Consider the following 24,911-nt stretch of genomic DNA (forward strand, 5'->3'; position numbering starts at 1 on the left):
CATATTTCAGGGGTTTAGTTTGTGGGAGCGTCAGTGACTTTAGTTACTTGTGGATAAATTTGACTAATCTGAAAGACCCGCTTTTTACCTAGTAAGGTAGGATATTGATATAAAACTGAAGATGCCAGATGATCTTCTATATAAGCAGGATCACGGGCATTGGTATCCATTGTACCATACCCTTCAAAAATTGTTTCATAAGTAGAAGGATTGTCTTGGGAGTAAATGCAAAAATTCATACTTAAAGAAGAATTGTTACAAGTAAAGAGGGGATTATCTTTACCAATCGGTCTGACGATTTTAATTTTGTAATAGATGAGGTTCATGGTTACGGTTTGCCCTTGTGTGTCCCACATATTGGGTTGCCCCGTGGTGGGATCTGTAGAAATCGGAACCTGCCATGTATAGGTCTTATCATATGTCTTTAATACTCCAGAATCAACCATCGCTATCACATTGGGATGCCCCCCCCCCCCTGAGTGTAAACCTATATCCGTTAATTGATATCCCAATGCTTTAAATTGATCTTCTGTATAAAGTTTAGCCGCACCTATATACTTAGCTAATTTTGCATCCTTTAACCAACCTGGAACAGCAGCACGTCCATTAGCAACATATTGAGTAATTCTCTCTGGCACGATGACTCTAATCGTATCTTCTGTTTTAGACAGTGGTTGAGCACTACCTAATTTATTATCGATGGGAATATAGAATATATCAGGGCCGCAAGCAGTTAACCCTAAACATAAAGTGATTACAGCTATTAAAGAATAGTTTTTCATTTTTTATCCCCTATTTGTGCTGGAGTATTTTTCTTATCAGCAGCTTTAGCTTTTGGATCTTCTTTCTTTTTTAAAGCAGGGGGTTTCATGGTTAAACCTGTTAATCCGCCTGTTGCGGTATCAATAGCAATATTCCCACCCGTTAATATGCCCGCAATCGCGCCCATGCCACCAATAATACCATCTTTAATGATGCTCGACCCCAACTTATTCAAATCCGTTTGGTCATCGTATCTTGAAGGTTTGTTTTTATCATGAGTATTTTGTGCTTGTTGTTGCGAAGAAGAATCGGGCGTATAGTCTTGAGCAAGGCCTTTATTTATCGTTGTATTTGTCTCACCATGATTATAATTAGGACTTTTAGGATCAAGCGGATTTTTATCTTTACCGAGGGGTCTGTCTGTTGGAAAAGCGTTATTATAAATGGCATTTCCAGCCAATCCCCCAGCCACACCTGCGGTTGTGGTTCCGACATTCCCACCCCCAATAATAGCACCCCCAATGGCAGATAATCCCCCAGCCAATGCAGAGGCATTATTCTTGTTCACCAAAGAAAAATCATCGTTATGATCAACAGCACTATTTAAACTGCTATTCAGGTCTTTATCCCCTTGGGTTGCCGTATTAATCGTTGTATGAAGGTCATCTTTTTGTTTCTTCTCAGCATTATTATTCGCCGTTACCACGGTATTTATCCCTAGGTTCGCATAATTATTCATGACCTCGGTCGCCTTGTTTTGCAAGGCAAAGTTGCTGTTGATTTCAGCAGCATTAAACTGATCCTTGATATAGCCATTGGCCGCGTTGGGATCACGCGATACTATACCCGTTGTTGATCCACTATTAATCGTGATATTCCCCCCAATAACAGAACTGGTTACAGAATGCTCATCATGGGAAACACTGTTTCCTGTAAAACCCGTCGCCGCCGTGCCCAAAACATTTCCTGGAATACCCATAACCTCTTGACCATTTTGGGTTCCAATCGCGTTAATACCATGCTTATTACTAATGGTTTCGGTTCCTTTGATGTTCAGACCACTCCATTCTGAATGATTATCCAATGAATTGGCAACCAAACTGCCTGTCGTAATTTGGTTTTTATCACTGTCTGCCGCACTGGTAATCGATCCACCCGTCAACGTCGTCGTGCCAGATACATTAATATTCACGCCTCCTTTACCCGCACTGATCCCAGACATTGTTTGTTCTGTCGCTTGATAATCATTATGCATATTTTGATATAAACCAAAGGGAGAACCATTCGAGTAAGGAACCTGTGGTGCATCGCCTTTGCTCCACCCAAAGCCAGAACCAATAGGCGTGGATGCACTGACCCCAACATTAAATTGATCACTGTCAAATTTATTAGTGTTTTGTGGTGTCGTAATATTCAAATTCCCTGTGTTAATCGCAATAGAACCATCACTGATCGTGCCATCAGCATTCTTGTTCGTAATCTGTGCACCATTGATGTTCAAATCACCATTATGATTATTCATTACCACAGAATTCGTTCCGTTCACAACCGTATCAATCGCCGTTTTGCTGGAAGATTTAGAATTGCCAAACCCAAAGGATACATTTCCTGTTAATCCAAAACTGCCCCCCGTTGCCCCTAATGAAGTCGTGGCACCCACTCCAAATTTGTTACTGGAGGATGTTGATTTACTTTCAGTCGTTTTGTACCCTGCATTCAGGTTAATATCCCCGCCTGCGTTAAAAATCACATCATTTCCACTAATATTCGAACCCGTGGCGTTAATATCATTTTTCGCATTAATATTCACTTTGCCACCCGCAGTAACCGTTGAACCAACATCCGTCATCGTTTGTGTGATTGTATGCGATTTATTTGATTCATGACCAATCGTTGCCGCAGCCCCCATCAACCCATAATCAACGACATTCCCTCCATTCGCACCTAATAACCCAGCTTTGCCCATCCCAGCGTTCAAACCAGCATATCCCAGATTTGCTCCATTTAATATTGCTGTATTTGAATCTGTTGCGTTGGCTGTCGAAAATCCCGTTTGTGCAGCATTACTAAGCAATCCAGAGGCTGCTACGGTAAGGCCTGTAAAGGAATCTTTATGCAGCTTATCCCCTGATGTTGTATTTGTGACGGTATTAAAGTTGATATTATTTCCAGCCATATTAATATCTTGTTTTGCTAAGACATTGGAGCCATTAATATTAATATCGCCATTATCTGCACTCATATTCACATTGCCTCCTGTAGAAGCAATCGTACTGCTTGTATGGGTGACAGAGCTGGCAGAATTTTTATCTGTAACTTTTTTCGTACCAACTTGGGCACTTAACCCTGCCTCATTACCAAAGAACCCCGTTTTTTTCGTATGATGATACGTATAGCTATCGGACGTGGAGGTTAACGCATTTTCAGTGATGCCTCCCTCTTTGGCAATAATATTCACATCATTTGTTGCCGCTAGTCCTCCTGAAATACTGACATCTTTCTTTGCCACAGCATCAAGTTGTCCCCCAGCGGTAACAAAAGAGCCAACATCATTGGTATACGCATTTTTATTTTCAAAAGAGCTACTATTGAAAGCACCTGATTTATGGCCTTTGACATCTGAGAAGCCACTATCGGTAACCGCGTTCAGAGCGATATTTCCAGCAGAGGATAAAGAGACATTCCCACCAGCATTTAACGAACTGCCAGAAAAACTTAGATCCCCAGCCGTGGATTGCAAAGACGCATTTCCCCCAGCTGTAATGGTTGTGCCATAATTCTTGGTCTGGTTACCCACAAAAGACAAGGTGCCATCAGATGCATGGGTGACACTGGAAGCGGCGGCATTTAACTCCATGGACCCAATATTAATTGTGCCCGCCTTCATCGCCAGGTCAGATCCAGACTGAATAGTGCCTCCATGGGTCGTAATACTATCACTGGCTTGGATCCCAAGCGTGCCAGAAGCAAGGATTTGGCCTTGTGAACCAAGGTAAGACCCTGTTCCCCCATTCACCAGATAATTATTGACCGTATCTGAATTAATCACAGAGCCATTTTGCGCATTTAAAGAGATATTCCCCCCTTTAATTGTGCCGCCAATATTACTGATGTCTCCATTCGTTGCCGTCAAAGCAATCGAGTTGGTTCCTTGCATTAACCCAGAGTTATTAATAGAACCTGCTGTAATATTGACATTTTTTCCTTTGATCGCAGCTCCAGCCAAAATATCTGTTTTCGGAGATAAATAAAGTTGTGGAACCAATACCGTTTGACCATCCACGACCTGAGGAACATACCAAACAATATCTTCATCTAATTTAGATTGCTGTTCCGCAGTTAAAGCTGTGCCAAACTGCAAACCTAACCTATCCTTTTGGTTGGCTGCATTATCGAGCATTGTCTTCATTGCATCTGAAGCCGTCATATATGTGCCACCAGGATAACTTTGCCCTGTGGCTTGAATATATTGTTGTTGAATATACTGAGTATCAAACCCAGCATCCCCAAGGAACATGTAAGATCCATTAATACTTAAATGGTTCAACAAATATTGCGACCCATAAAACTCATTTACAGATGTATATTGAGGACGCGTTTCAATTAAATAGTTCGAGCCAGATTGAACAGAGGATGTATTCACATTAGGCTGTGTTGGATTTTGAGCCGTAATATCCCCAATAGAAACTGTATTTCCAGTATTGTTATTCACAGTATTCCCAGGATTGGTAGGTGATTGAACCGATGGAGATCCATTAATAGTTACATTAGGATTACTACTGACATTCGATGATCCTGTTGAATTACCACTATTCGCTCCTCCACCAGTAATGCCACCACCTGTTATTCCATTAAGATTAGAATTACTCCCACTTACATTCGGATTAGGTCTAAAAAGCGCTTGACCACCCGTTAATGAAGATAAAATATCATTGACACTGGCAGAGCCAGACCCGTTAAATCCAGGTAAGGTTACATGTAAACCAGGATCAACACCTTGTGGATTTGTGACACCACTATATCCTAAATTATTATCTTGTCCTGTTATAGAATTCGTATCAGAGCCATTGCTACTTAAATCACTATTTCCTGGGCCTGTTAAACCGCCCTTGCCATTTTCACCATTTGTAGTCGTTAGGTTTTGTCCTGAGGGTAAAGGACGATTATCTGTTACAAAATCATCTTTAGAAGCCCCTTGAATAATGGTTGTATTATTAACTTCTCCAGAAAACTGACCAATTAAATTCCCACCAGCAACAATAGTAGAGCCTAATCCATTATTAACCGAATTAGATCCCCAAACATAAAATGTAGGATTCATTGAATGACCATCCATATTCGTATTAGGTGGACGAACATAAGGTGGATTGGGATTATTACTGGCGTCTTTGGAAAAACCCATACGACAAAAATCGTTATTAAAACAACCTATTGTATAAGTTACACTGCTTTGTAAGCCATGATTTGTTAAAGAAGCACCTTTTAAGTCCATATTTCTACCAGCTTCAATATGGCTAATATCATTTATAATCGCACCAGTTGTTGTAACCTTTAAATCTCTACCCGCAGAAATAATTGCAGAAGTCCCATGCAACACATCTTGATCACCTTTTCCTCTTATCTCTACACGTGAATTTTTATTACCTAATCCATTAGAAAGAGCGAAATAAAAGAAACCAGACGCTGGTTTACCATCAGCGGTATACATACCGGTAGGCGCATTAATTTGTAATATTTTTACATTACTTGCATAATAATACTCATTTAAAACCCATCCTTCTATGCCAGTAATATTCATATATTGTTGAGTAAATTCCGTATTCGATAGTCCTGCGTATGGTCCATCTGGTCCATTAATAGCTGCTTGATAAACTGTCGTTGTATTGACTGTCTCTGTTGATAATGTTCCTGAATACTTATTTTCAAAACTGTTAGCGGTCAGGATAATATCGCTATTAGCACTTTGTGTGCGAATTAATCCTCCTGTATTTTTAACATCGCCCGTGGCAGTGATAACCATAGAACCTTGATCAGCTTGAAGCACACCAAAATTATCAATATTTCCTGATGCAGTAATGGTTAAATTATTTGTGCTGGAGATAAGCCCTTTGATATTATTGGTTAAGTTTCCTGTAATAATCCCCATATTATTTGATGCAAGTAACACACCATTATTGGTAATATCATTCGCAGTAACGTTTAAATCACCTAGTGAAGTAACTCCACCATCTTGGTTAATTTCATAATCACCATGAACGATTAAATTAGCCGCTGGGTTTTGCCCTCCTCCTAAAGAAGAGAATGAGAGTTGGCTATTTTTTAGATCCCCCTCTATCGTCGCATTTAATATATGAGCAGCAAATATAGACCCCGTAGAAGATAATCCTGAACTTTGAGCAGTCATACTCATATCTCTGGAGGATTGAATAATCCCCTCATTTGATAGATTTAGTGTTGATAATGCTATATTTTGCGCATTTGCAAATAGAATAATATCCCCTAAATTTCCTTTTCCTAGGGCATCATATGTCAAAATTTTACCATTTTGGCTTTGTAATTCTTTTGTGTAAATTGTTAGATTACCAGCAGATTGAAGTATACCATTATTGTTATTTAATAATGTTAATCCATTTCCATTTTGATCACTCTGAATGGTCATGGCACCATGCATACTAACAATCGCAGCATCAATATTATTACTATCAACGCTTGTATTATTCAAAATTGGGGTCGTTATCTGAATATCCCCCATGCTCTGTAACCAGCCATGGTTACTCATGCTAGAAGATGCATTTAAAACCATATTTCCATTATTGGTAATAACCTGGCCACCCTGAGCAAAAGACAATGTAGGTGCTGTTAAAGATAAGACACCTGTATTTATTCCCATTTGCCCTTGGGCATTATTCGTAATTTGCGTATTCGAAGTAAGCGATACTCCTTGAGACCCATAAATATAACCACTTGCCCTATTATTAATATCGCCTGAACTATTTCCTGTAATCGTCCCGCCAGCAAGTAACAGCCCAGCATTATCAAAGCCACTACCTGTAAAGTGAATATTACCTGCATTATAAGCGGTAATTTCTCCTCCATTTTGATTGGTTAGTTGGCCAGATAATTGTAAATCAATATTAGAGTTAGACAGGATCGACCCATTACCATCTTTTATGTTTTGCGCATCATTCGTAAGATTTTGCGCATGAATAGTAATATTACCTGTATTTGTATCTAAATTTTTAATAACACCATAATTGGTAATATTACCATTTTGCGCATTAATGGTGACATTATTATTATCAGCACCGATAATACTACCCGCACTATTTACCAACGAAGCAAGTGTTAAATTAAGTCCTTGCCCACCCCATAATGTGCCATTATTGGTAAAGTCAGAGCCTATGGTTAATGTAAGCAATCCTTTAGCTAAGATTTTACTCCCTTCAGCACTATCAAGCTGACTAAAATTAAGCGTTAAGTCTTTTGAAGACTGAAGCGTTCCCCCTGCATTATTAAAGGATTGTAACGCAGCCCCAGAGGAACCTTGATCTAGACGAATATTTCCACTGTCGCTAGATAAAACACCATTGGTATTATCCAGATTTTGAGTAGCTATCCAAAGACGATTATAAGCTTGAATATTACTATTATTATTAACCACAGAGGCTACAGGAGCAATATTCCCTTCTGTAGAGCCTATCCCTTGTAAAGTCACATCTCCATTCGTGCTTAGCATAACCCCTTTTTGACTGTTGGTAATACTATTGGCTGTTAACGTTAAGCCATTATTCCCTTGTATCCATCCATTCTGATTTTGAATATCTGGAGCTAATAATTGCACTGTTCCACCAATCAACGAACCAGATACAAGGGGTGTGCCATTAAAATTTAAACCAAAAGCAGCTGCACTATTTGCAATAGAATTACTCGACGTAACCGTCAGTAAATTATCTGCAGAAACATATCCCGTATTCGCTAATGTTTGTGTCGTTACTGTTAAATTGGCAGGGCTAATCATTAAACCATCATTATTAACCACGGGAGCATTAATGCTTAGATCCCCACCCTGAGTAATAATTTGGCCAAAAATATTTTGGTTACGCTGATTGTTAATTTGTTGGCTAGCATTTAATACAGCACCATTCTTAGAAAGAATAACCCCTTGATTGGTAAGCGTAGACGCATTTATTGATAACTGACTATTATTTCCAATAGCTTGGATATTACCATAGTTAAACAGACCATTTTGTCCTAAGGTGGTTAGAGCAACATTTCCATTATTACTATACACTAATCCTTGTATGCCATTCGATAATGTATCTGCGGTAAGGATTAAATCTGAACCTGCAACCATCTGGCCATTATTGACAACATCTCCACTAAAATTAGCTTGTAATTGTTGTTGGGCTGTTAAATAGGATAGTTCTGAACTTTGATAAGAAGAACCATTAAGAATAATATTTCCATTAGATTGAATCTTACCATTTGTATTATCAATAGCAGTAGGCTGTGATACCCCAATAGTTAAATCACCCCCTAATGCTAAAATACTGCCACCATTATTATTTAAATTAGGAGTAGTTAAATTAATAACTGTATTTGCCTGCAAATATCCACTATTGGCCAGCATATTTTCTGTAGTAATATTTAAATCAGCATCACTTAAAATCTGCCCATTATTATTTTGTAAATTCTGAGCTGTAATTTGTATCTGTTTTCCACTACCAGATTGAATAACACCAGAGTTCTCTCCAAAAGACTGATTTTGTATATCCCCAGCAATTCGTAAGTTTATTCCATGTAAGCTTTGAATAAATCCTGTATTCTCTACAGTCGAAGCTGTTAAAGAAATATCTCCATCGGATTGGATCATTCCGCCAGTTAATACATTATTGGCAAAAATACCTTTATTTTGTATAGCTTGCCCAATACTCAAAGCAATCATATTTTTACCATATAAAGATCCTGTATTTTCTAAAGAACCCTCTGTAAGTGTTAAACCACCATTAGAAGTATAAATACTGCCCTGATTAATAAGAGCATTCGCAATCGTTAGAGATACGCTATTATTTAAACTGCTAATCGACGCGTCCTTATTCGCAACATTTAAAGAGTTAGCTTGCAGGGTAAATAGCCCCTGACTTTGTAATGCATTCGCTATAGAGACGTCCCCAGAAGCATTAAGGGTCAGATCTTTACCTGCATACAAAACCCCCTTATCTGTATCTGTATAATTCCCTATCGTCGCATTAACAGATCCATTCGTAGATTGAATTGTCCCACCACTATTCTCAATATCCCCACTAGTAAGTGTTAAATCTCCTAGATTATTATTCGCCCCCGCAATAATGGTTCCTGAATTATTAATTAAATGCCCAGATTGAATTTCAACCGTTCCATTATTAGAGCCAATTTGACCTGAACTATTGTCTAAATTATTCCCAGTAATTTTTAATAAACCAACAGGTGTTACAAACTGGCCTTGAAGATTGTTAATATCGCCATCGGCTATAATGGTTACATTACCACTTGCTTGCGTGCCAATTTGACCAGAATTATTACTAATTCCCTGAGAGGCGTTAATTTGCATATTTCCTTGGGTAGTTAAAATAGATCCTTGGTTGTTATTTAAAGATCCAACCGTTAACCCAATATTGCCAACACCTGTTCTGGTTAATCCTTGTTGATTATTTAAATCCCCACTCTGAAGGGTAACATTACCATCCTTTTGAGAGCCAATTTGCCCTGAGCTATTATCTAAATTACCAGTGGCTTTCAAGTTAATCGCATCATTCTTCGTTAAAATACGTCCTGAATGATTATCAATACCGCCTTTATTCGCCGTAATAGACAGAGCACCCGCATTGGTATTTATTTGACCATTATTCTCAACAGAACCCGCAATAATTGTTAATGCTCCTTGATTAACAAATATATTGCCTGCATTTATTAATGCATTCACAAGGGTAACCGTGCCATTACCAGATAAACCACTTAAAGAAGCTTCGGCATTACTAAGCGTTAAAGACCCTGCAGATAAAGATAACCCTTGTTGCCCTTGAAGTGCATTGGCGATAGACATATCCCCAGAAGCATTAATCGTTAAGCTCTTCCCCGCATAAATCAAGCCACCATTCGTATCCGCATAACTTCCTATACGTGCATCAACCAAACCTTTAGTTGCTTGTATAACACCGCCACTATTCTCAATATCCCCACTAGTGAGCGTTAAATCCCCAGAAGATGTAATCACTTGGCCATTCGTATTTGTAAAAGCACCACTCGTAATATTAATGGCACCTAATGGCGTGATAATCTTACCTTGATTATTCTGAAGCGCATTTTGTAAGGATAGAGTAATAGCCCCTTTAGTTAACGCACCAATCTGACCATTACTATTGTCTAATTTATTTCCACTAATATTGACGAAACCATCAGGGGTCACAAACTGACCTTGTGTATTATCAATATCGCCTTGAGCTGTAATGGTTAAATTACCAAGAGTTTGAATACCAATCTTACCTAAATTATTAGCAATCCCTTGCAAAGCTTGAATATTAATCTGGCCATTATTAGTAAGAACAGAGCCTTGTTGGTTATAAAGGTTCGTAACTTTTAATAATACATCTCCAGAAGACGTGCGAATTAACCCACCTTGATTGAGTAGATTTTGGCTATTAATGGTTACATTACCATTGTTTTTAACACCAATTTGCCCATTGGTATTATCAACACTTCCTTTAGCTGTAATTGTAACATCACTTGCATCGGCAATTAATGAGCCATTTTTATTAGAAAAATCGCCTTTAATATTAAAGTTTAATCCACCAAAACCAATATCAAACGTTCCATTATTACTAAACGATCCAACATCAAGCGCTAAACTTCCTTTTGAAAAAGAAATAGATCCATTATTAATCAAATCATTAATAATCGTAAGCGATCCATTCCCATTTAAACTATTTATGGATGCGTCCTTATTCGCAATAGTTAAACTATTGGCTTGTAGGTTAAATTGACCCTCACTTTGAATGGCATTCGCTATAAAAACATCCCCAGAGGCATTTAACGTCAGATCTTTACCCGCATAAATAACCCCTTTATTGGTATCCGTGTAACTTCCTATCGTCGCATTAACAGATCCATTGGTTGATTGAATTGTCCCGTTGCTATTCTCAACATCTCCATTAATAAGTGTTAAATCTCCAGCATTCTTATCTGTGCCAGCTAAAATCACCCCAGAACTATTTATCAAACGATTTGAATGAATATCTACATTACCATTATTAGAACCAACTTTTCCTGAGCTATTATCAAACGTATTGCCCGTAATCGTTAAAAAGCCAGAAGGGGTTACCAATTGACCTTGGCTATTGTTAATATCTCCATTGGCTGTAATTGTAACATTCCCACCTTGTTGCGTACCAATTTGGCCAGAATTATTATTAATCCCTTGAAAGGCATGAACCCCCATATTCCCTGACGTCGTTAAGATAGATCCTGAACTATTATTTAAAGCACCAATAGTTAAAGAAACATCTCCAACACTCGTTCTGATTAGTCCATTTTGGTTGTTTAAATCACCACTTTGAAGGGTAATATTCCCATTGCCTTGAGAGCCAATTTGACCTGAACTATTATCAATACCGCCAGATGCTATCAGCGTTACTGCATCATTTTTGGTTAAAATATGTCCAGAATGATTATCAATACCGCCTTTATTCGCCGTAATAGACAAAGCACCCGCATCGGTATTTATTTGACCATTATTATTACTAACAGAACCCGCAGTCATTGCTAACCAACCTTGATTAACAAAAATATTACCCGCATTGACCAGCGCATTCACAAGCGTCACTGTACCATTACCAGACAAACTGCTTAACGAGGCCTGTGCATTGCTAAGCGTTAAAGACCCGGCAGATAAAGATAACCCCTGCTCTCCTTGTATGGCGTTGGCAATGGACATATCTCCAGAGGCCTTAATTTGTAAGGCTGTTCCTGCGTAAATCAAGCCACCATTCGTATCGGTATAATTGCCTATCGTCGCATCAACTGCCCCTTTGGTAGCTTGGATAACACCCCCACTATTCTCAACATCCCCAGTACGAAGTGTTAAATCACCATAGCTCGTATCCGTTCCAGAAAAAATCTTGCCAGAATTATTAGTTAATCTGTTAGATTGAATAAAAATAGTACCCGCACCCGTAGAAATCTTACCATTCGTATTTTGCAAATTATTTTGTGTCGTAAGGCTAATATTCCCTGATTGTTCTGCTCCAATCTGGCCATTATTATTTAAAATAATTTGCGGTGCATTAATTGTAATAGGCGCATTATTTGTAACAATAGATCCATTATTATTGTTTAAGCTATAAGAATTTAAACTGATTAACCCTGTGTTTGTTTGAACCAACCCATTTTGGTTATTAAAAGAATTACTTTGAAGAGTAATAGAACCCCCTTGATTAACACCAATTTGACCTGAACTATTATCAATATCCCCAGAAGCTTTAAGAACAATACTGTTATTAGCAGCAATCACGCCATTATTATTTGTAATTGCTCCGTTAATATCAGCATTTAATACCCCTGTATCAGAGGAAATTTGCCCATTATTCGTAAGGTTTTGACCCGTAAGTGAAAGATCTTTTTGTGCATGAAGATAGGCTGACTGACGGTTATTAATTTTTTGTGCACTTAACTGCAATCCTGATTGTCCTTCAATAGAACCAGAATTATCAAGTGTATCACTCATGGTAATATTACTGTTTTGCTGACCCTTAGCAATGATTTTACCACTATTGGTTAAAGAACGTCCTTGTAAATTAATTCCATTATTGGCCCCAATCGTTCCTGTATTTTCAATAACGTCAACGCGGGCATTTAAATTATTTTGCGCTGATAATTCCCCAGCAATCACCAACTTACCATCCGCAGTCAGTTGCATATCTCCAGCAGTTGATGCCATGCGCCCATCAACACGAACCCCAGCTCCCTTTTCATTCACAAGCATTTGAATATGGTTGCCTGTCATTCCTCCCAAAGCAGAGGTTTCAATTGCAAATTCTGGGGCTTGAGTACCATCCGAAGCCAAAGGCGTTGCTGTCCCATCTGCGTAATTGTAAGTATTACGACCGGCAACAATACGAATATCTTGACCATTTACAGGCGCATTAATACGAACTTTACGACTAATAATATCTAAAACAGGAACTTCAGCAAAATTACCCCCAGCCCCATCAAAGCCAACCTCACCACCACCTACAGTAATTGATTGTAAATTACCATTTGCGTCTAGGTTAGGTTTACCCGTCGCCAAAGATGCTCTACTCGTATTAATAAACCCACATCCAGCACAAGTAATCCCATTGGGGTTCGCAATAATCACAGCAGCTTGCCGACCCGCAACCTCAGTATAACCTAGCAGTTTTGTAGGAGAATATCCTGTAACTTCATTAATAATCGTATGCGCAGTTTTACCATCTTTTAAATGAGGGTTACCTGTAATTTGCCCTGCTAATTTTGTATTGGTAATCGTCGGCGAGTTATTAAGAATCTGTCCTTGTTCATTGACGTTATATTGGTTGAATTTATTATGAGAAACACCCGCATCATTAGGATGCACAATATTAACTTGATCAATCCCATTATGCGTTATATCGACCGTCGGGCGCTGATTAACAGGAGGCGCTGTATCTACAACAATATTTGCTGATGGTTTAGGTGCCGCCATTACTGGTAATGTCGAGACTAAATTCCCTGCCAAAAATAAACTAGCTGTCATAAACCCTTTAACCCGTTTATAAACAACAGATTTATCAAAATAAATAGAGGAAAATTTCTTCTCAGACATACGAACAACCTAGTAAAGACTACGTTAAATTAAATAAAAATAATTTAACTATGAACAACATAATAATAGCCGTTACGGTATAACAAAGGCCCATACCAACAACAATTACTATTCAATTAATTGTTTAAAAATTATGATTCATTGTAATTAAATCACGCCATGTGAAATCATGATTTCACAATGTTTTTTGTCTTGATAATTTATTTATTACAAAGTAGCTCTAGCTTTAATCACATATCATGAAACAAAATCTGTTAGGATTTCCAATGAAAAAATTACTATTATCCGGTGCCTTTATTTTTGTTTTTGCTGCGAGTAACGCTCCAGCTTTTGCTCAAGAAAAAACAAATAAAACCACAACAAATAATAGTAAAGAAACATCCTCGCCTATTACTGTTAATCAACAAGTAGGCTCTTGGCAGCTTCATTGCGCTTATCCAAATAATGAGCAAAGCAAGCAAAAAAATACATCTCAAGGATGTATCGCTCAGCAAAGCCTTATGGTTACAGGAAAAGATAATAAACAAACCCCTGTTGCCTCTTTATTATTAGAAAAAATCAGAGATAATCAAAATCCAAGCAAGGTTAACCCTGTTCAATTTACTGTTGTTACACCACTTGGATTTTCTTTACAGCAACCTGTTACAATCTCAATTGAACATGCTGGTAAGACTGATTTACCTTGGATTACTTGTACAGCGAATGGTTGTATTGCTTCTCAACCAATCAATAGTGCCTTACAAAAATCTTTAGAAACGAATAAAACAGCGCAATTAATTATTCATCGCGTTAATAAAACAACCGTAACGATTAATTTTAATATTGAAGACCTTCATAATGTGTTTACCGCTATGAATGATCTTATCAATAAAAAAGCACCTTAATCCTATTATTTGTTTCAAATAACGACAATGAATTTAAAAGCATCTTTTTTTCGGTCTGTTCTTGTTGCAACTGTATGTTTCCCTTTTATAGGAGAACATGCAGAAGCTCAAACTACGCCTCCCCCCGTTTCCCCTCAAAGCTTTAATCAATATCAGCAATATTTACAGCATAAAGAACGGCAACAACTTATGGAGGGACTTCCCCCTCCATCTAGTAATGTTCAGATCAATCAAAATAGGCATAATGATGCTCAAACTGAACATTGTGTGACCATTCAATCCATTGAAGTGGTAAATGCAAATAACATCTCCTCATCAACCATTCAAAATATTACTAAACCATGGCAAAATAAATGTATGAGCCTTGGGGATATGAATTCTATCTTAAATAAAATCAATAAAGCTTATATCGACAAAGGCTTTGTCACAACAAGAGCCTACCTACCTCAACAAGATCTAAAACAAGGCACGTTACATATTGTCGTTATTGGAGGGAAAGTCCAAGGGTTTCAATTCCATGGAATATCACAAAGCAACCATGAGACCATGGCCTTTCCGTGGGTTAAAGGAGGCATACTTAATCTGAAAGATTTGGAACAAGGGATTGATCAGATGAACCGCCTTCCTGATTGGAGTGCATCAATGAAGATTGCTCCAGGAGATGAACCAGGAACCTCTATCGTTAATATCAATGCCAATAATCCAGGCATTTTACACGGACAAGTTTCGACAGATAATAACGGTCAAAGCTATTCTGGAAGAACCATTGGTAGAACGATTTTAACTGCTGAAGATTTGTTTGGATTATTAGATATGTGGTCTGTTGAATATGACCATTCTTTAAATAATCGTCAAAGCGATCGACATAACTCCTTCTTTACCGCAGAAGGGTCTATCCCTCTTGGGCCATGGACATTCTTTGGTGGATGGTATCGATATGACGATTTTTATCATGTTGATTATGCTTGGCAAGGGCGTGGACGTTTTGATTCAACTAATAAAGATTTTCATATCGGTGCTTCACGCGTTGTTGCACGAAACTCAATTGGGGTGACAACTTTACAAGCAACCTATGAATTAAAATCCTTTGATAGCTATATTGAGCATTCCCGCATTGGAACACAAAGCGCTAGACTTTCTTCGTTAAACCTAAATGCCAGTGAATCGATGCGTATTTGGGGGGGTGCATGGTATGCAAGTCTTGGTATGAAAATCGGACTTGGTGGGGCTATGGGCACAGAAACATGGACGTACAATCAAGGAACCTATAATCCTCATACTCAATATGTCAAACCCTCTCTAGATATCGATGGTTACCAACCCATTGCTCAAGATTTTATGTGGCATACCTCTATTCATGGGGAATATGCGAGCAAGAACCAATATGGTAATGAACAAATGCAAATTGGGGGTCCTTATACCGTTAGAGGGTTCTTAAAACAAACCATGATGGGAAATGCTGGGGTTTATATGCGTAATGACCTTTCATGGTCTTTACCTACTAATGAAATGCATTGTGATGCTTATCAAATTTTTTGTAATCAATTAATTAAAGGCACTGAACTTTACGGAATCTTTGATGTAGGCATGACGAGAGGTGTTTTTACCTATGCTGATATGCCTAAAACCGAAAAAGGCGGCAACCTCGTCGGTGCAGGATTAGGTATCCGTAAAACAGCAGGCACTATCTTCTGGAATGCTTCTGCAACTCACGCGCTTACAACCGCAGGTCTTCCTCCAGAAGGATGGATCGCTATGTTCAGTATAGGTGTCAGATTATAATAAAAATAAAACTTATCCACATTTTTGTGGGTAAGTTTAACCATAATCTGAATTTTCGATAATATCTACAAATAATCGATAATTAAAGAAATCTGTAATATTTTTATGATGTAAAGGAGCTAGTCTATGAAGACAGATGTTATGACATTTAAAGTTGAAGCAGAATTAAGGAGAATTTTAAAGCTGTTGCAGCTCGTAATGATCGACCAGCAGCTCAAGTCATTAGAGAATTAATGCGAGAATATGTTTCTAGAAATAAAGAGCCTAATGCACTAACACTTGAATCAATGCGTAAGTCAGAACGTGGAGAAGATTTACATACAGCAAAAGATGAAAGCGGTAATAGAGCTTATCGTTAATGATTTATCATTGTTCAGATGAAATTACAGTGCATTTTGAATCCACAGGCACTCATTCAGATTTATTTGGTAAATTCTATAATTAATGAATAAATATTTTGACGTTTTGACTATAAAATGAATTATCATTAGCAGTCTGAATAATACAAATAGATTGTATTGTTTTTTAATCTATCGCATGATGGACGAGATGAAATTCGACCTTCACCCCGTCCCGATAATCGTGCCAATTTCAAATCACATGTTTACCGTTGTGTTGGAATTTATAACATGAATAATCAATCACAAAGAATACGCAAAATTATTTATGATACTATTTATAAAGAAAGTAGTAACGAAACACAAAATTTTGACCCAAATCTAAATCTTGATTTTAATGGAATCTACGCAGAATCTTTCATATATGAGTGTGCAAAAGCTATTCAATTACCTAATGAATATGTAGAAAAATATTTTCTATACAATTTATATTTTTTTTAAGAAACGCCTTTTACAGGTTTTATATTAATAATGCGTGGATTAACTGGATTATTAAATAAATTATTTAGTAATTACTTTAAATAAGTAGAAGAAAAAGAACCCATTACGGCGCAACAATTTGCAGACATAATGATTGAAATCTGGAAAAAATATCAAGCAGATATGGGAAACAATGTTGAATGTGATCCTTTTACCTTATTAAAGTCATAACATAACTATGAATATAAAAGACAATTTGCAGTATAAAATTTATAAAGTAATTATAGATGAATGCTGTGATAAAGGTGATACTTTTTACCCAAATATGATTATTAATAGTGGAAAAAATAGTGTTTCTGGTGAGGACGCTGATTTCTTAATCTTTTATAGTGCAGACGTTATAAATTTACCAAGAGAATATATTGTCAATCGTTTTCCATATGGAAAATATTTTGAAAAAGAAGATAACCCTTTACTTATACTCCTTATTCCAATTTTTATTATCTATTACGTTACACTGTCTATATATAGACAAGCTAAAAACAGCATTTTACGTTTATTAAAACGCCCAACCGTTAAATATACAGTTAACGGAAAACCTCCGTTAACTGCCTTACAATTTGCAGATATTATGATTGATATTTGGGAGCAATATCAAAAAGAAAATAAAAAATAGAATATTCTATTATCTCCAAAAAAGAGATCTATAAGGTAATAAGAAATATATCTACTCTGATGTTACTGAATGAATGGCAAACCATGTAAAATCAGCTATGGACATTACTTTTAAAACAATAAAGGCGATTCCTGAAATATTTTTATAATTAGAATTCTAACTCTGATCATCATTGACAAAAATTCAACAACTCATAAAAAAGGAAGCCTTATTAGCTTCCTTTTTTTAAACATCTTATTAAATATCTATTAATATTTTACTTATCGTAACGATATATTCATCAAATTTGCAGCCGCAGTATCCGCAATTTCGCCAAGTATCTGACTTAATGCAACGACAAGTGCTTGGGTGCTACTATCTGCTGGAACTTTTTCTAATGTTAATAAACGATTAAATTGAGCAGGTTTATCCCCATCAGATCGAATCACCAAATCTGCAGTTACTACAGCTTTACCACTTGCATCTTGGTTAAATCTGGAAATATCCATTTCTACATAGGCTTGCGGTGTTGTTTGTGTTGCTTGATTTTGCAAGAAAACACGTGCATTAGGCAAGCGTTGGGCCAGATCCAACATCATCACCCGACCAATCATATTGGTAATATTATCTGCCCACGCGTCGGAAGAAGATATTGTCAGTTTATTATTACTAATCTCTGAAACAATCCGATCTTTATCGAAGAATCCTGCCAAAGATGGTGTTCTTACCTCTATAATAGAAGGATTTGCACTATACGATCTTCCTGGTACAGATGATAACGTATAATAAGTTGGTCCTGAGTTACTACATGCTGTTAACAAGCTGCCAGAAACGGCTAAAACTGATCCACCCATAACAGTTTTCAAAAGGTGGCGGCGTGATAATATGTTTTTCTTACTAAAATATTTCATTATTTACGTCCTGTTATAAGGGCTGATGGGTGCTGAGTCATAAAGTCGCTCAAGAAGCGTAAAGATCTAGCAGTTTCACTGAGCTGTACGATCATGCTTTGCAAATTACGATTAAAATCTGTATCCCCACCATAGCTGGCCAAGAGCTTATTTGCATTCTTCAGAGTTTGATCTAACTGACGACTCATCTCAGGCAATTGTTTCATTAACGGTGTTGCTCCTTGATTAAGTTTCTTACTCAGATCACTCATATTCTGCATTGTTTGACGCATTGCTTTCAATGTTTTCGCAACATCTGGGCTATTAAGCTTATCATCTGTATGTGCCAATAAATTATTTATATTCTCTCCCATTTGATCCAATGGCATTGCCGCAATCTTAGACGCAACCGTGGACATAGACGCCATTATACCATCCATACCACCAGCTTGACTTGGGATAACCAAAGTATTCCCCTCTGTTTGGGGCGCAATTGGTTTTTTCATATCAACAAAATTTAACGCAATTAAAGAGCTGCCAAATAAGAAATTATCACTTGCAACGGTTGCCTTCATTCCATTAGCAATCAACGATTTCGTAATCAAAGCCAAAGTCGCAGCGTCATATTTCTTTTGAAAGGTAAATACACGGTTCGGTTGAATATCCATTGTAATTTTTGCGCGTGTTTGTTTTGCCTTAGCATCAATAATTAATGAAACATCCTTTACGGTGCCAATTTGCAAACCAAACAAGGTTACACGGCTGCCTTTTGATAATCCTTTAACCGAAGAAGTTACATAAGTCACAAGCGGAACGTTGTCATGATAACGTGAATTTTCCGCAGCTTCTTGGTCAGAATATAAAATAAATTGTGTATCCGCTGGAATAAGTTCTTCTTTTCTAGATTCTTTTCCAGCGGCAATTAAAGGACGATCAAGCTCGTCAAAAGCAATCCCTCCAGACATTAACGCCTGCATAGATTGTAACTGAACATTCAATCCTGTCGCACCAAAACCTAATTTAATACCAGACACATTCCAAAAAGCACTCGTATGGTGCAAATAACTATCATATGGCTTCTTTACGAAAATATGTAATAAAATTGGTCCTACACCACCAGCAGGCATATCATAGTTCAGGACTTCGCCTACTACAATGTCACGATAAAAAACTGGAGCACCTTCGCCCAAAGATCCTAAATTATCTGTCGCTAGCACATAAGTTGTTCCAGGTTGACCAGATCTCACACCAGGGGGAGATTCTAAACCAACAAAATAACGTTGTTTTTTCCCTGATTTATAATTACCTGGATCAAATGCAATATACGCACCACTAATTAACGTTTCTAAACCAGAAATACTTGCACCATTAAATCGAGGCCTTACGACCCAAAAACGCGCTTTATCAGTAATCACAGAAGATGCCCTGCCAGTCATAGCAATCTGAACATCCACATGGCGCATATCTTTACTTAACGAAACACTTTTAACTGTACCAAGAACAACAGATTTACTTTTGACCTGTGTTTGGCCACTAACAATTCCGTCTGCTGTTTCAAAAGAAATCGTAATCGTTGGACCCGCATTGGAAATAGCTTTCCAACCCAGGTAAATTGCTAAGATAGCAACGATAATAGGAACAACCCAAACCAAAGAAAATTTGATTTTGCGAGAAGTAGCCAAAGGAGCCTGATTATTATTTTGAGACATATTTCTATTTACTTAATGTTTATAAGATAATGAATATAGGATGATTCATTTTCTAATTTTTACTTTTTTTGATCATTTTCGGAACTATTCATTCCAGCATAATCCCACATTAATCGAGGATCAAATACATCTGCTGCAAATATCGTAATCACAACGACTGCTGCAAACATTAAAATACCAACATGCGCATGTACTGTTGCCAATGCATCAAAATGAATTAATGCTATCAAAATGGAAATCATAAAAACATCAATCATTGACCATCTGCCGATAAAAGTAATAACGCGGAATAGTTTAGACCTCATCGTCAGCCATTTTTTGGATCGCATTAAACTGGCACCAATCATTACCCCTATTCCAGATATCTTTAAAACAGGAACTGCGATACTGGCGACAAATACCAATAAAGCTAAAGGCACCATCTGACTTTGCCATAATTCAACAACACCACCAAAAATCCGATGATTACTTGTCTTACCCATCATCGTCATGCTCATGATAGGGTATAAATTTGCAGGTATATAAAAAATAAAAGCTGCAAATAATAATGCCAACGATCGATTAAGACTATTGGTTTTACGTTTGTGAATTTTCTTTCCACATCTTGGACAAACGCCGATTTGTCCCTCTTCAGCAATCACAGTATTCGTAGCAAAAACAAGACTACAACATTCACAAGACGCTAAATGATTATTTTCGGGCAGTTGATCAAAATGATGCGGCGCTATATCTACTTGCTTATAATGGAAAATCATCGTTTCTTTGATAGCGCAACGTCCCCACAAACCAGCAAAATCAGTGCAAGCATCTGTAATACCCATCGAAATCATTAATAACACCATAGAATATAATGCATAATCAATCTCAACATATGCCATTCCCACCAATTTGGTATAGGCAACAAAAATCCCTAAAATATAGACCTCAATCATTGACCATGGACGTAGTAATTTATACCATTGCAATAGCTTAGGGAAAAAAGAAGGTAATTTTTTCAACCGCGAGAAATGTAAAATAGTTAACATTAAACTAATGGTTATAATTGGAAATACCACTACCACTAATGCTATTAATAATCCAACAATTCCCAGATCTTGGTGCATAAATTCTATACTACCATCAAGAATACCTAATGAGTTAGTACGTCCATATATATTCACTGAAAGCAAAGGAAAAGATACCATCATCACATATAAAATCAGTGATGATAGAGAAAAAGCAAAAGGAACCGCCCATTGCTTACTGACTGGATGACGAAACAGCTCTAGACCACACCGTTGACATGCAATCAACTCACCATGCTTTATCTCTGGGTATTTTTGTACCAATCCACAAGATGGGCACTCTATTGCCTGATCAACGATGCTTATTGCTTCGTTTAATTCTTTACTCTCCAACAACAATCTCTCTTAATGAAATAAAATATTCAATAGCCTTATTAAATAGCAACCTGTCTGTAATACCACTTCATGATATACTTTATAATATATAAGCAAACACGAACATGGTGATAAAATAAAAAATAAACATTAGAAAATTATTTTATCACTCTTGCAGTCTATGCTCAGCTCCTATATAAAAAAGCACAATGCACACGCCGACATAGCTCAGGGGTAGAGCAACTGATTCGTAATCAGTAGGTCCTCGGTTCAATTCCGAGTGTCGGCACCATTTTACCCTATATAAAAAAATAACTGCTTTTATTAGCTTGGATCAGATAATACATATATTTTTGGACTTTCCAAGCCTTTTATTTCCAGAGTTTTCATATCCCTAATTTTTTAATCAAAGCCTATACAATTAGTGTAAAACTTATTTTCTATATATAATGATTTTTAATAATCAATTTGTATAGGCAATATTTGCTTTTTCAGCCTGCATTTGTAAATCAAGGGCACCTTTGAGTTTTAAAGGTAAAGGCACACCATGATCATCTTGTTGGCAATAATTAGCCGCTATCTGAAAAGATGGGTGAGTATCGGATGACAACTCTTTGCGTAAGCATCCAACATCACTTTCAAACGGAAGACGACCCATCTCAGGATTGCACCCTCCTAGTAATAAAAGAGTAAATCCTGATAAAATTATTTTTTTAATCACTTTGTCAAATACCATTGTTTCATTCGATATGATCGCACTAGATTTCAAGATGCTATATAATTTAACGAATTAATTAAAATAGTTTATACAATAGTTTCTCTAAAAAGTAACGTTTGTTTTCAAACCAAAAAGCACAGCGTCTTTATAAGTACTTCTAGTTGCGGCTACATTATGAAAATACTCGAAAATCGGCATCAGCATAACTCCTCTATAGGCTGCAATACCATAGTTAGCTTCAAATAATAAGCTGTTGGTCTGAACCCCTGGCGCACCATTTAATAAACCATTAAAAATTCCATTCGCTCCAGTAACCTGACCATTATTAATTTGGTATTGTTGTGCGCGACTTAAACCTCGTGGAACCGTATAATATGTTAACATCAGCCCAAATTGATCATAAGAACGTGCCTTCCAAAAACCACGATCCAACAACCCAATATTATAGAAATCTTTAAATGAAGAAGTTGTTGCTGCGTCATGACCATAATTCGCGATAACAAATAAGCCATGATCATCAATAGGATCGTTACGGTAAACCATTTGATCAGCCTGAATCCAAAATTGAAAGCGATTATCCTTTTTTCCAGATCCTGTTACTTGAGAAGACCAAGTCTCAAAACGACTACTGTCAATGCCTGTACCCACATGAATATGACCAAGAAGATTATCCTTACCAATATCAGGATTATAACCCAATTCAACTGGTACAAAAGCCCCTGTAGTTTGTGAGGTTCCCCAATCCCAACCCGTTCTTCCCCCTTGAGGCCAAGGAGTACTTTGATACGCCCCTACTTGTATATAAGTCTGAGTTGTTATTTTGTATAAAATACGCCCCCCCCATACAGCACCTGGCCAATCAGAGAAACCTTGCTGAGATTGTGTGCTTCGAGGATGCCCACAAGTTGTTAACAACATAAACTGGCAAGCAATCGCACTATGGGCATAATCATCACCAACACTCATGCGACCAATTTTTATATCAATATTATCATGCCAAAGTTTTTGTTCGGCGTATAAATCATACATATGCAACAAGCGCGCATAACCGCCACCATAAACTTCTTGGGCTTGTATTTGAGAATCTCCAACATAATCGGCACTGGCATTCCGACCCGAACGATTCATAATTATCGCATGGGTTGAAAATCCCTTCCAACCTACTAATTTTTCCCAATCTATGTCTAAAGAAAATGCAATTTGTTGAGTAAAGTCAGCACCTTTACGTTTGCCACCACTGACAACACCAGCAGTCTCTGTAACCCAATTCAACCCTAACTTAATACCATATTGGTCTAAATATTGATTAACCCCACTAAAGAATAACTCTTTAGCCGGATCTGCATCAGAAGGTTTATTTGCTATAGGTCTGAGCGTTTCACTTTTTTTAAGCTGTAATGTACGTTGAGCATTTGCATCACTATAAAAAGGAAAAAGCAGAAAAGTACTAATCCCTATAATAAAGGATAACTGATACTTACTTTTCTTAAACATTGACAAAAACCCATACCAAATTCATTTCTAGATGAGAAATACAAATTAAAAGATTTTTGTCAAATAAAAATAATGTGAACGAAACATATTCACTTAATGTATACTAGCAGCAACATCCAAAGACCCGTTAATTACAAATTGTATGCCCATACATACCAGTAAAAACCCCATTAATCGAGAAATTGCTTGGACGCCACTATTTCCTATAAAACGCATGATTACAGCTGAACTACGCAAAGAAACCCAAAGTAAAATGCTAATTAATATAAAAACGAGAATAGGTGCAACAATAATAACCCATTGTGAAACATGTATTGTTCCCTGATGAACTGCGGATGCACTACTAATAATAATCGCTATTGTTCCAGGTCCAGCAGTACCAGGCATTGCCAATGGCACAAAGGCGATATCCGTGTCTGGTTCTTTTTGCATTTCTGATGTCTTTTCACGCACCTCAAGTGCATCGTGAACTTTACGAACGGGAAAAAGCATCTGAAATCCGATAAATACAACAATTAAGCCACCTGCAATACGTAGCCCAGGAACCGATATACCAAAAGTGCTCATTACCACTTGACCAGCATACCAAGTCACAATCATAATCGTAAAAACATATATTGCTGCCATCAAGGCTTGATGGTCACGTGTTTCTTTATTCATATCCTCAGATAAACTTAAAAACAAAGCAACAGCCGTCAATGGGTTAGCCAAAGGTAAAAGCGTAATTAAACCTATACCAATAATTTCAAAAAGTTCTATCATAAATACTGTTCATCATTAATGTTATAAAGAATAAATGCTATCAACAAGATTTCTTAGATGCAAATTAATAATGATAATTGTTTTAAAGGTAATACACTTTTAAGAGATGCTAATGAGTATTATATTTACAACTTTAAGATGTGTGTTATCGTATAAGTTGTAATATTTAGATTATGATAAACTTGAAGGATCTAAAATTACT

At 37.1% G+C, this 24,911-nt stretch carries 12 protein-coding genes, 1 tRNA gene and 1 pseudogene; 6 read left to right on the plus strand and 8 right to left on the minus strand.

Annotated features, from left to right (window positions below):
• Positions 1-14 precede the first annotated feature (14 nt).
• Together QMN76_RS09780 and QMN76_RS09785 are read right to left on the minus strand one after the other, a co-directional pair.
• A complete protein-coding gene (locus QMN76_RS09780) occupies positions 15-782 on the minus strand; it encodes a hypothetical protein (protein ID WP_282066004.1) in 768 nt (255 codons plus the stop codon).
• The gene (locus QMN76_RS09785; protein WP_282066006.1) at positions 779-13,618 is read right to left on the minus strand and encodes a hemagglutinin repeat-containing protein; all 12,840 of its coding nucleotides are present in this window, start codon (positions 13,616-13,618) and stop codon (positions 779-781) included. The genes QMN76_RS09780 and QMN76_RS09785 overlap by 4 nt, the downstream gene beginning before the upstream one ends.
• Before the next feature lie 266 nt (positions 13,619-13,884).
• Between QMN76_RS09785 and QMN76_RS09790 the strand changes: the two genes are divergently transcribed.
• The 5 genes and pseudogenes from QMN76_RS09790 (at position 13,885) to QMN76_RS09805 (ending at position 17,778) form a co-directional block, all read left to right on the plus strand.
• Positions 13,885-14,502, plus strand: coding sequence for an invasion associated locus B family protein (locus QMN76_RS09790; RefSeq protein ID WP_034341066.1), 618 nt, complete (start codon positions 13,885-13,887; stop codon positions 14,500-14,502).
• Positions 14,503-14,529: 27 nt separating this feature from the next.
• A complete protein-coding gene (locus QMN76_RS09795; RefSeq protein WP_034341069.1) occupies positions 14,530-16,284 on the plus strand; it encodes a ShlB/FhaC/HecB family hemolysin secretion/activation protein in 1,755 nt (584 codons plus the stop codon).
• 164 nt (positions 16,285-16,448) lie between these two features.
• A pseudogene (locus QMN76_RS11025) lies at positions 16,449-16,496 on the plus strand (hypothetical protein); the annotation flags it as partial.
• 21 nt (positions 16,497-16,517) lie between these two features.
• A complete protein-coding gene (locus QMN76_RS09800) occupies positions 16,518-16,643 on the plus strand; it encodes a hypothetical protein (RefSeq protein WP_282024606.1) in 126 nt (41 codons plus the stop codon).
• A gap of 697 nt (positions 16,644-17,340) precedes the next feature.
• Entirely contained in the window at positions 17,341-17,778 is a 438-nt protein-coding gene (locus QMN76_RS09805) for a hypothetical protein (RefSeq protein ID WP_282024607.1), read from the plus strand.
• Between the two features lie 260 nt (positions 17,779-18,038).
• On the opposite strand, the gene QMN76_RS09810 is transcribed toward QMN76_RS09805, so the two are convergent.
• The 3 genes from QMN76_RS09810 to QMN76_RS09820 are packed head-to-tail and all read right to left on the minus strand — an operon-like array spanning position 18,039 to position 21,753.
• Positions 18,039-18,668 carry a PqiC family protein gene (locus tag QMN76_RS09810; RefSeq protein ID WP_282024609.1) on the minus strand — a complete coding sequence of 210 codons (630 nt, stop codon included), beginning with the start codon at positions 18,666-18,668 and terminating at the stop codon, positions 18,039-18,041.
• Entirely contained in the window at positions 18,668-20,356 is a 1,689-nt protein-coding gene (locus QMN76_RS09815) for a PqiB family protein (protein ID WP_282024611.1), read from the minus strand. Before QMN76_RS09815 ends, QMN76_RS09810 begins: the two co-directional genes overlap by 1 nt.
• Positions 20,357-20,415: 59 nt before the next feature.
• A complete protein-coding gene (locus QMN76_RS09820) occupies positions 20,416-21,753 on the minus strand; it encodes a paraquat-inducible protein A (protein ID WP_282024613.1) in 1,338 nt (445 codons plus the stop codon).
• Between the two features lie 199 nt (positions 21,754-21,952).
• Between QMN76_RS09820 and QMN76_RS09825 the strand changes: the two genes are divergently transcribed.
• Positions 21,953-22,027 (plus strand) — tRNA-Thr (locus tag QMN76_RS09825).
• A gap of 171 nt (positions 22,028-22,198) precedes the next feature.
• Here QMN76_RS09825 and QMN76_RS09830 read toward each other — a convergent pair.
• The 3 genes from QMN76_RS09830 to QMN76_RS09840 all read right to left on the minus strand — a co-directional run bounded on the left by QMN76_RS09830 (position 22,199) and on the right by QMN76_RS09840 (position 24,709).
• Positions 22,199-22,456, minus strand: coding sequence for a hypothetical protein (locus tag QMN76_RS09830; RefSeq protein WP_328517263.1), 258 nt, complete (start codon positions 22,454-22,456; stop codon positions 22,199-22,201).
• A gap of 99 nt (positions 22,457-22,555) precedes the next feature.
• Positions 22,556-23,947 (minus strand): carbohydrate porin, encoded by a 1,392-nt coding sequence (locus QMN76_RS09835; protein WP_282024614.1) that lies wholly within the window; start codon positions 23,945-23,947, stop codon positions 22,556-22,558.
• Between the two features lie 93 nt (positions 23,948-24,040).
• Entirely contained in the window at positions 24,041-24,709 is a 669-nt protein-coding gene (locus QMN76_RS09840; RefSeq protein WP_282024616.1) for a MarC family NAAT transporter, read from the minus strand.
• Positions 24,710-24,911: the final 202 nt, after the last annotated feature.

The organism is Commensalibacter papalotli (ex Botero et al. 2024) (assembly GCF_947179115.1).
Classification (GTDB): domain Bacteria; phylum Pseudomonadota; class Alphaproteobacteria; order Acetobacterales; family Acetobacteraceae; genus Commensalibacter; species Commensalibacter papalotli.

What these genes read in the sequence shown, in the direction of transcription:
- QMN76_RS09780 (WP_282066004.1), bottom strand. Translation starts at nt 782, where the DNA reads ATGAAAAACTATTCTTTAATAGCTGTAATCACTTTATGTTTAGGGTTA.
- QMN76_RS09785 (WP_282066006.1), bottom strand. Translation starts at nt 13,618, where the DNA reads ATGTCTGAGAAGAAATTTTCCTCTATTTATTTTGATAAATCTGTTGTT.
- QMN76_RS09790 (WP_034341066.1), top strand. Translation starts at nt 13,885, where the DNA reads ATGAAAAAATTACTATTATCCGGTGCCTTTATTTTTGTTTTTGCTGCG.
- QMN76_RS09795 (WP_034341069.1), top strand. Translation starts at nt 14,530, where the DNA reads ATGAATTTAAAAGCATCTTTTTTTCGGTCTGTTCTTGTTGCAACTGTA.
- QMN76_RS09800 (WP_282024606.1), top strand. Translation starts at nt 16,518, where the DNA reads ATGCGAGAATATGTTTCTAGAAATAAAGAGCCTAATGCACTAACACTT.
- QMN76_RS09805 (WP_282024607.1), top strand. Translation starts at nt 17,341, where the DNA reads ATGAATATAAAAGACAATTTGCAGTATAAAATTTATAAAGTAATTATA.
- QMN76_RS09810 (WP_282024609.1), bottom strand. Translation starts at nt 18,668, where the DNA reads ATGAAATATTTTAGTAAGAAAAACATATTATCACGCCGCCACCTTTTG.
- QMN76_RS09815 (WP_282024611.1), bottom strand. Translation starts at nt 20,356, where the DNA reads ATGTCTCAAAATAATAATCAGGCTCCTTTGGCTACTTCTCGCAAAATC.
- QMN76_RS09835 (WP_282024614.1), bottom strand. Translation starts at nt 23,947, where the DNA reads ATGTTTAAGAAAAGTAAGTATCAGTTATCCTTTATTATAGGGATTAGT.
- QMN76_RS09840 (WP_282024616.1), bottom strand. Translation starts at nt 24,709, where the DNA reads ATGATAGAACTTTTTGAAATTATTGGTATAGGTTTAATTACGCTTTTA.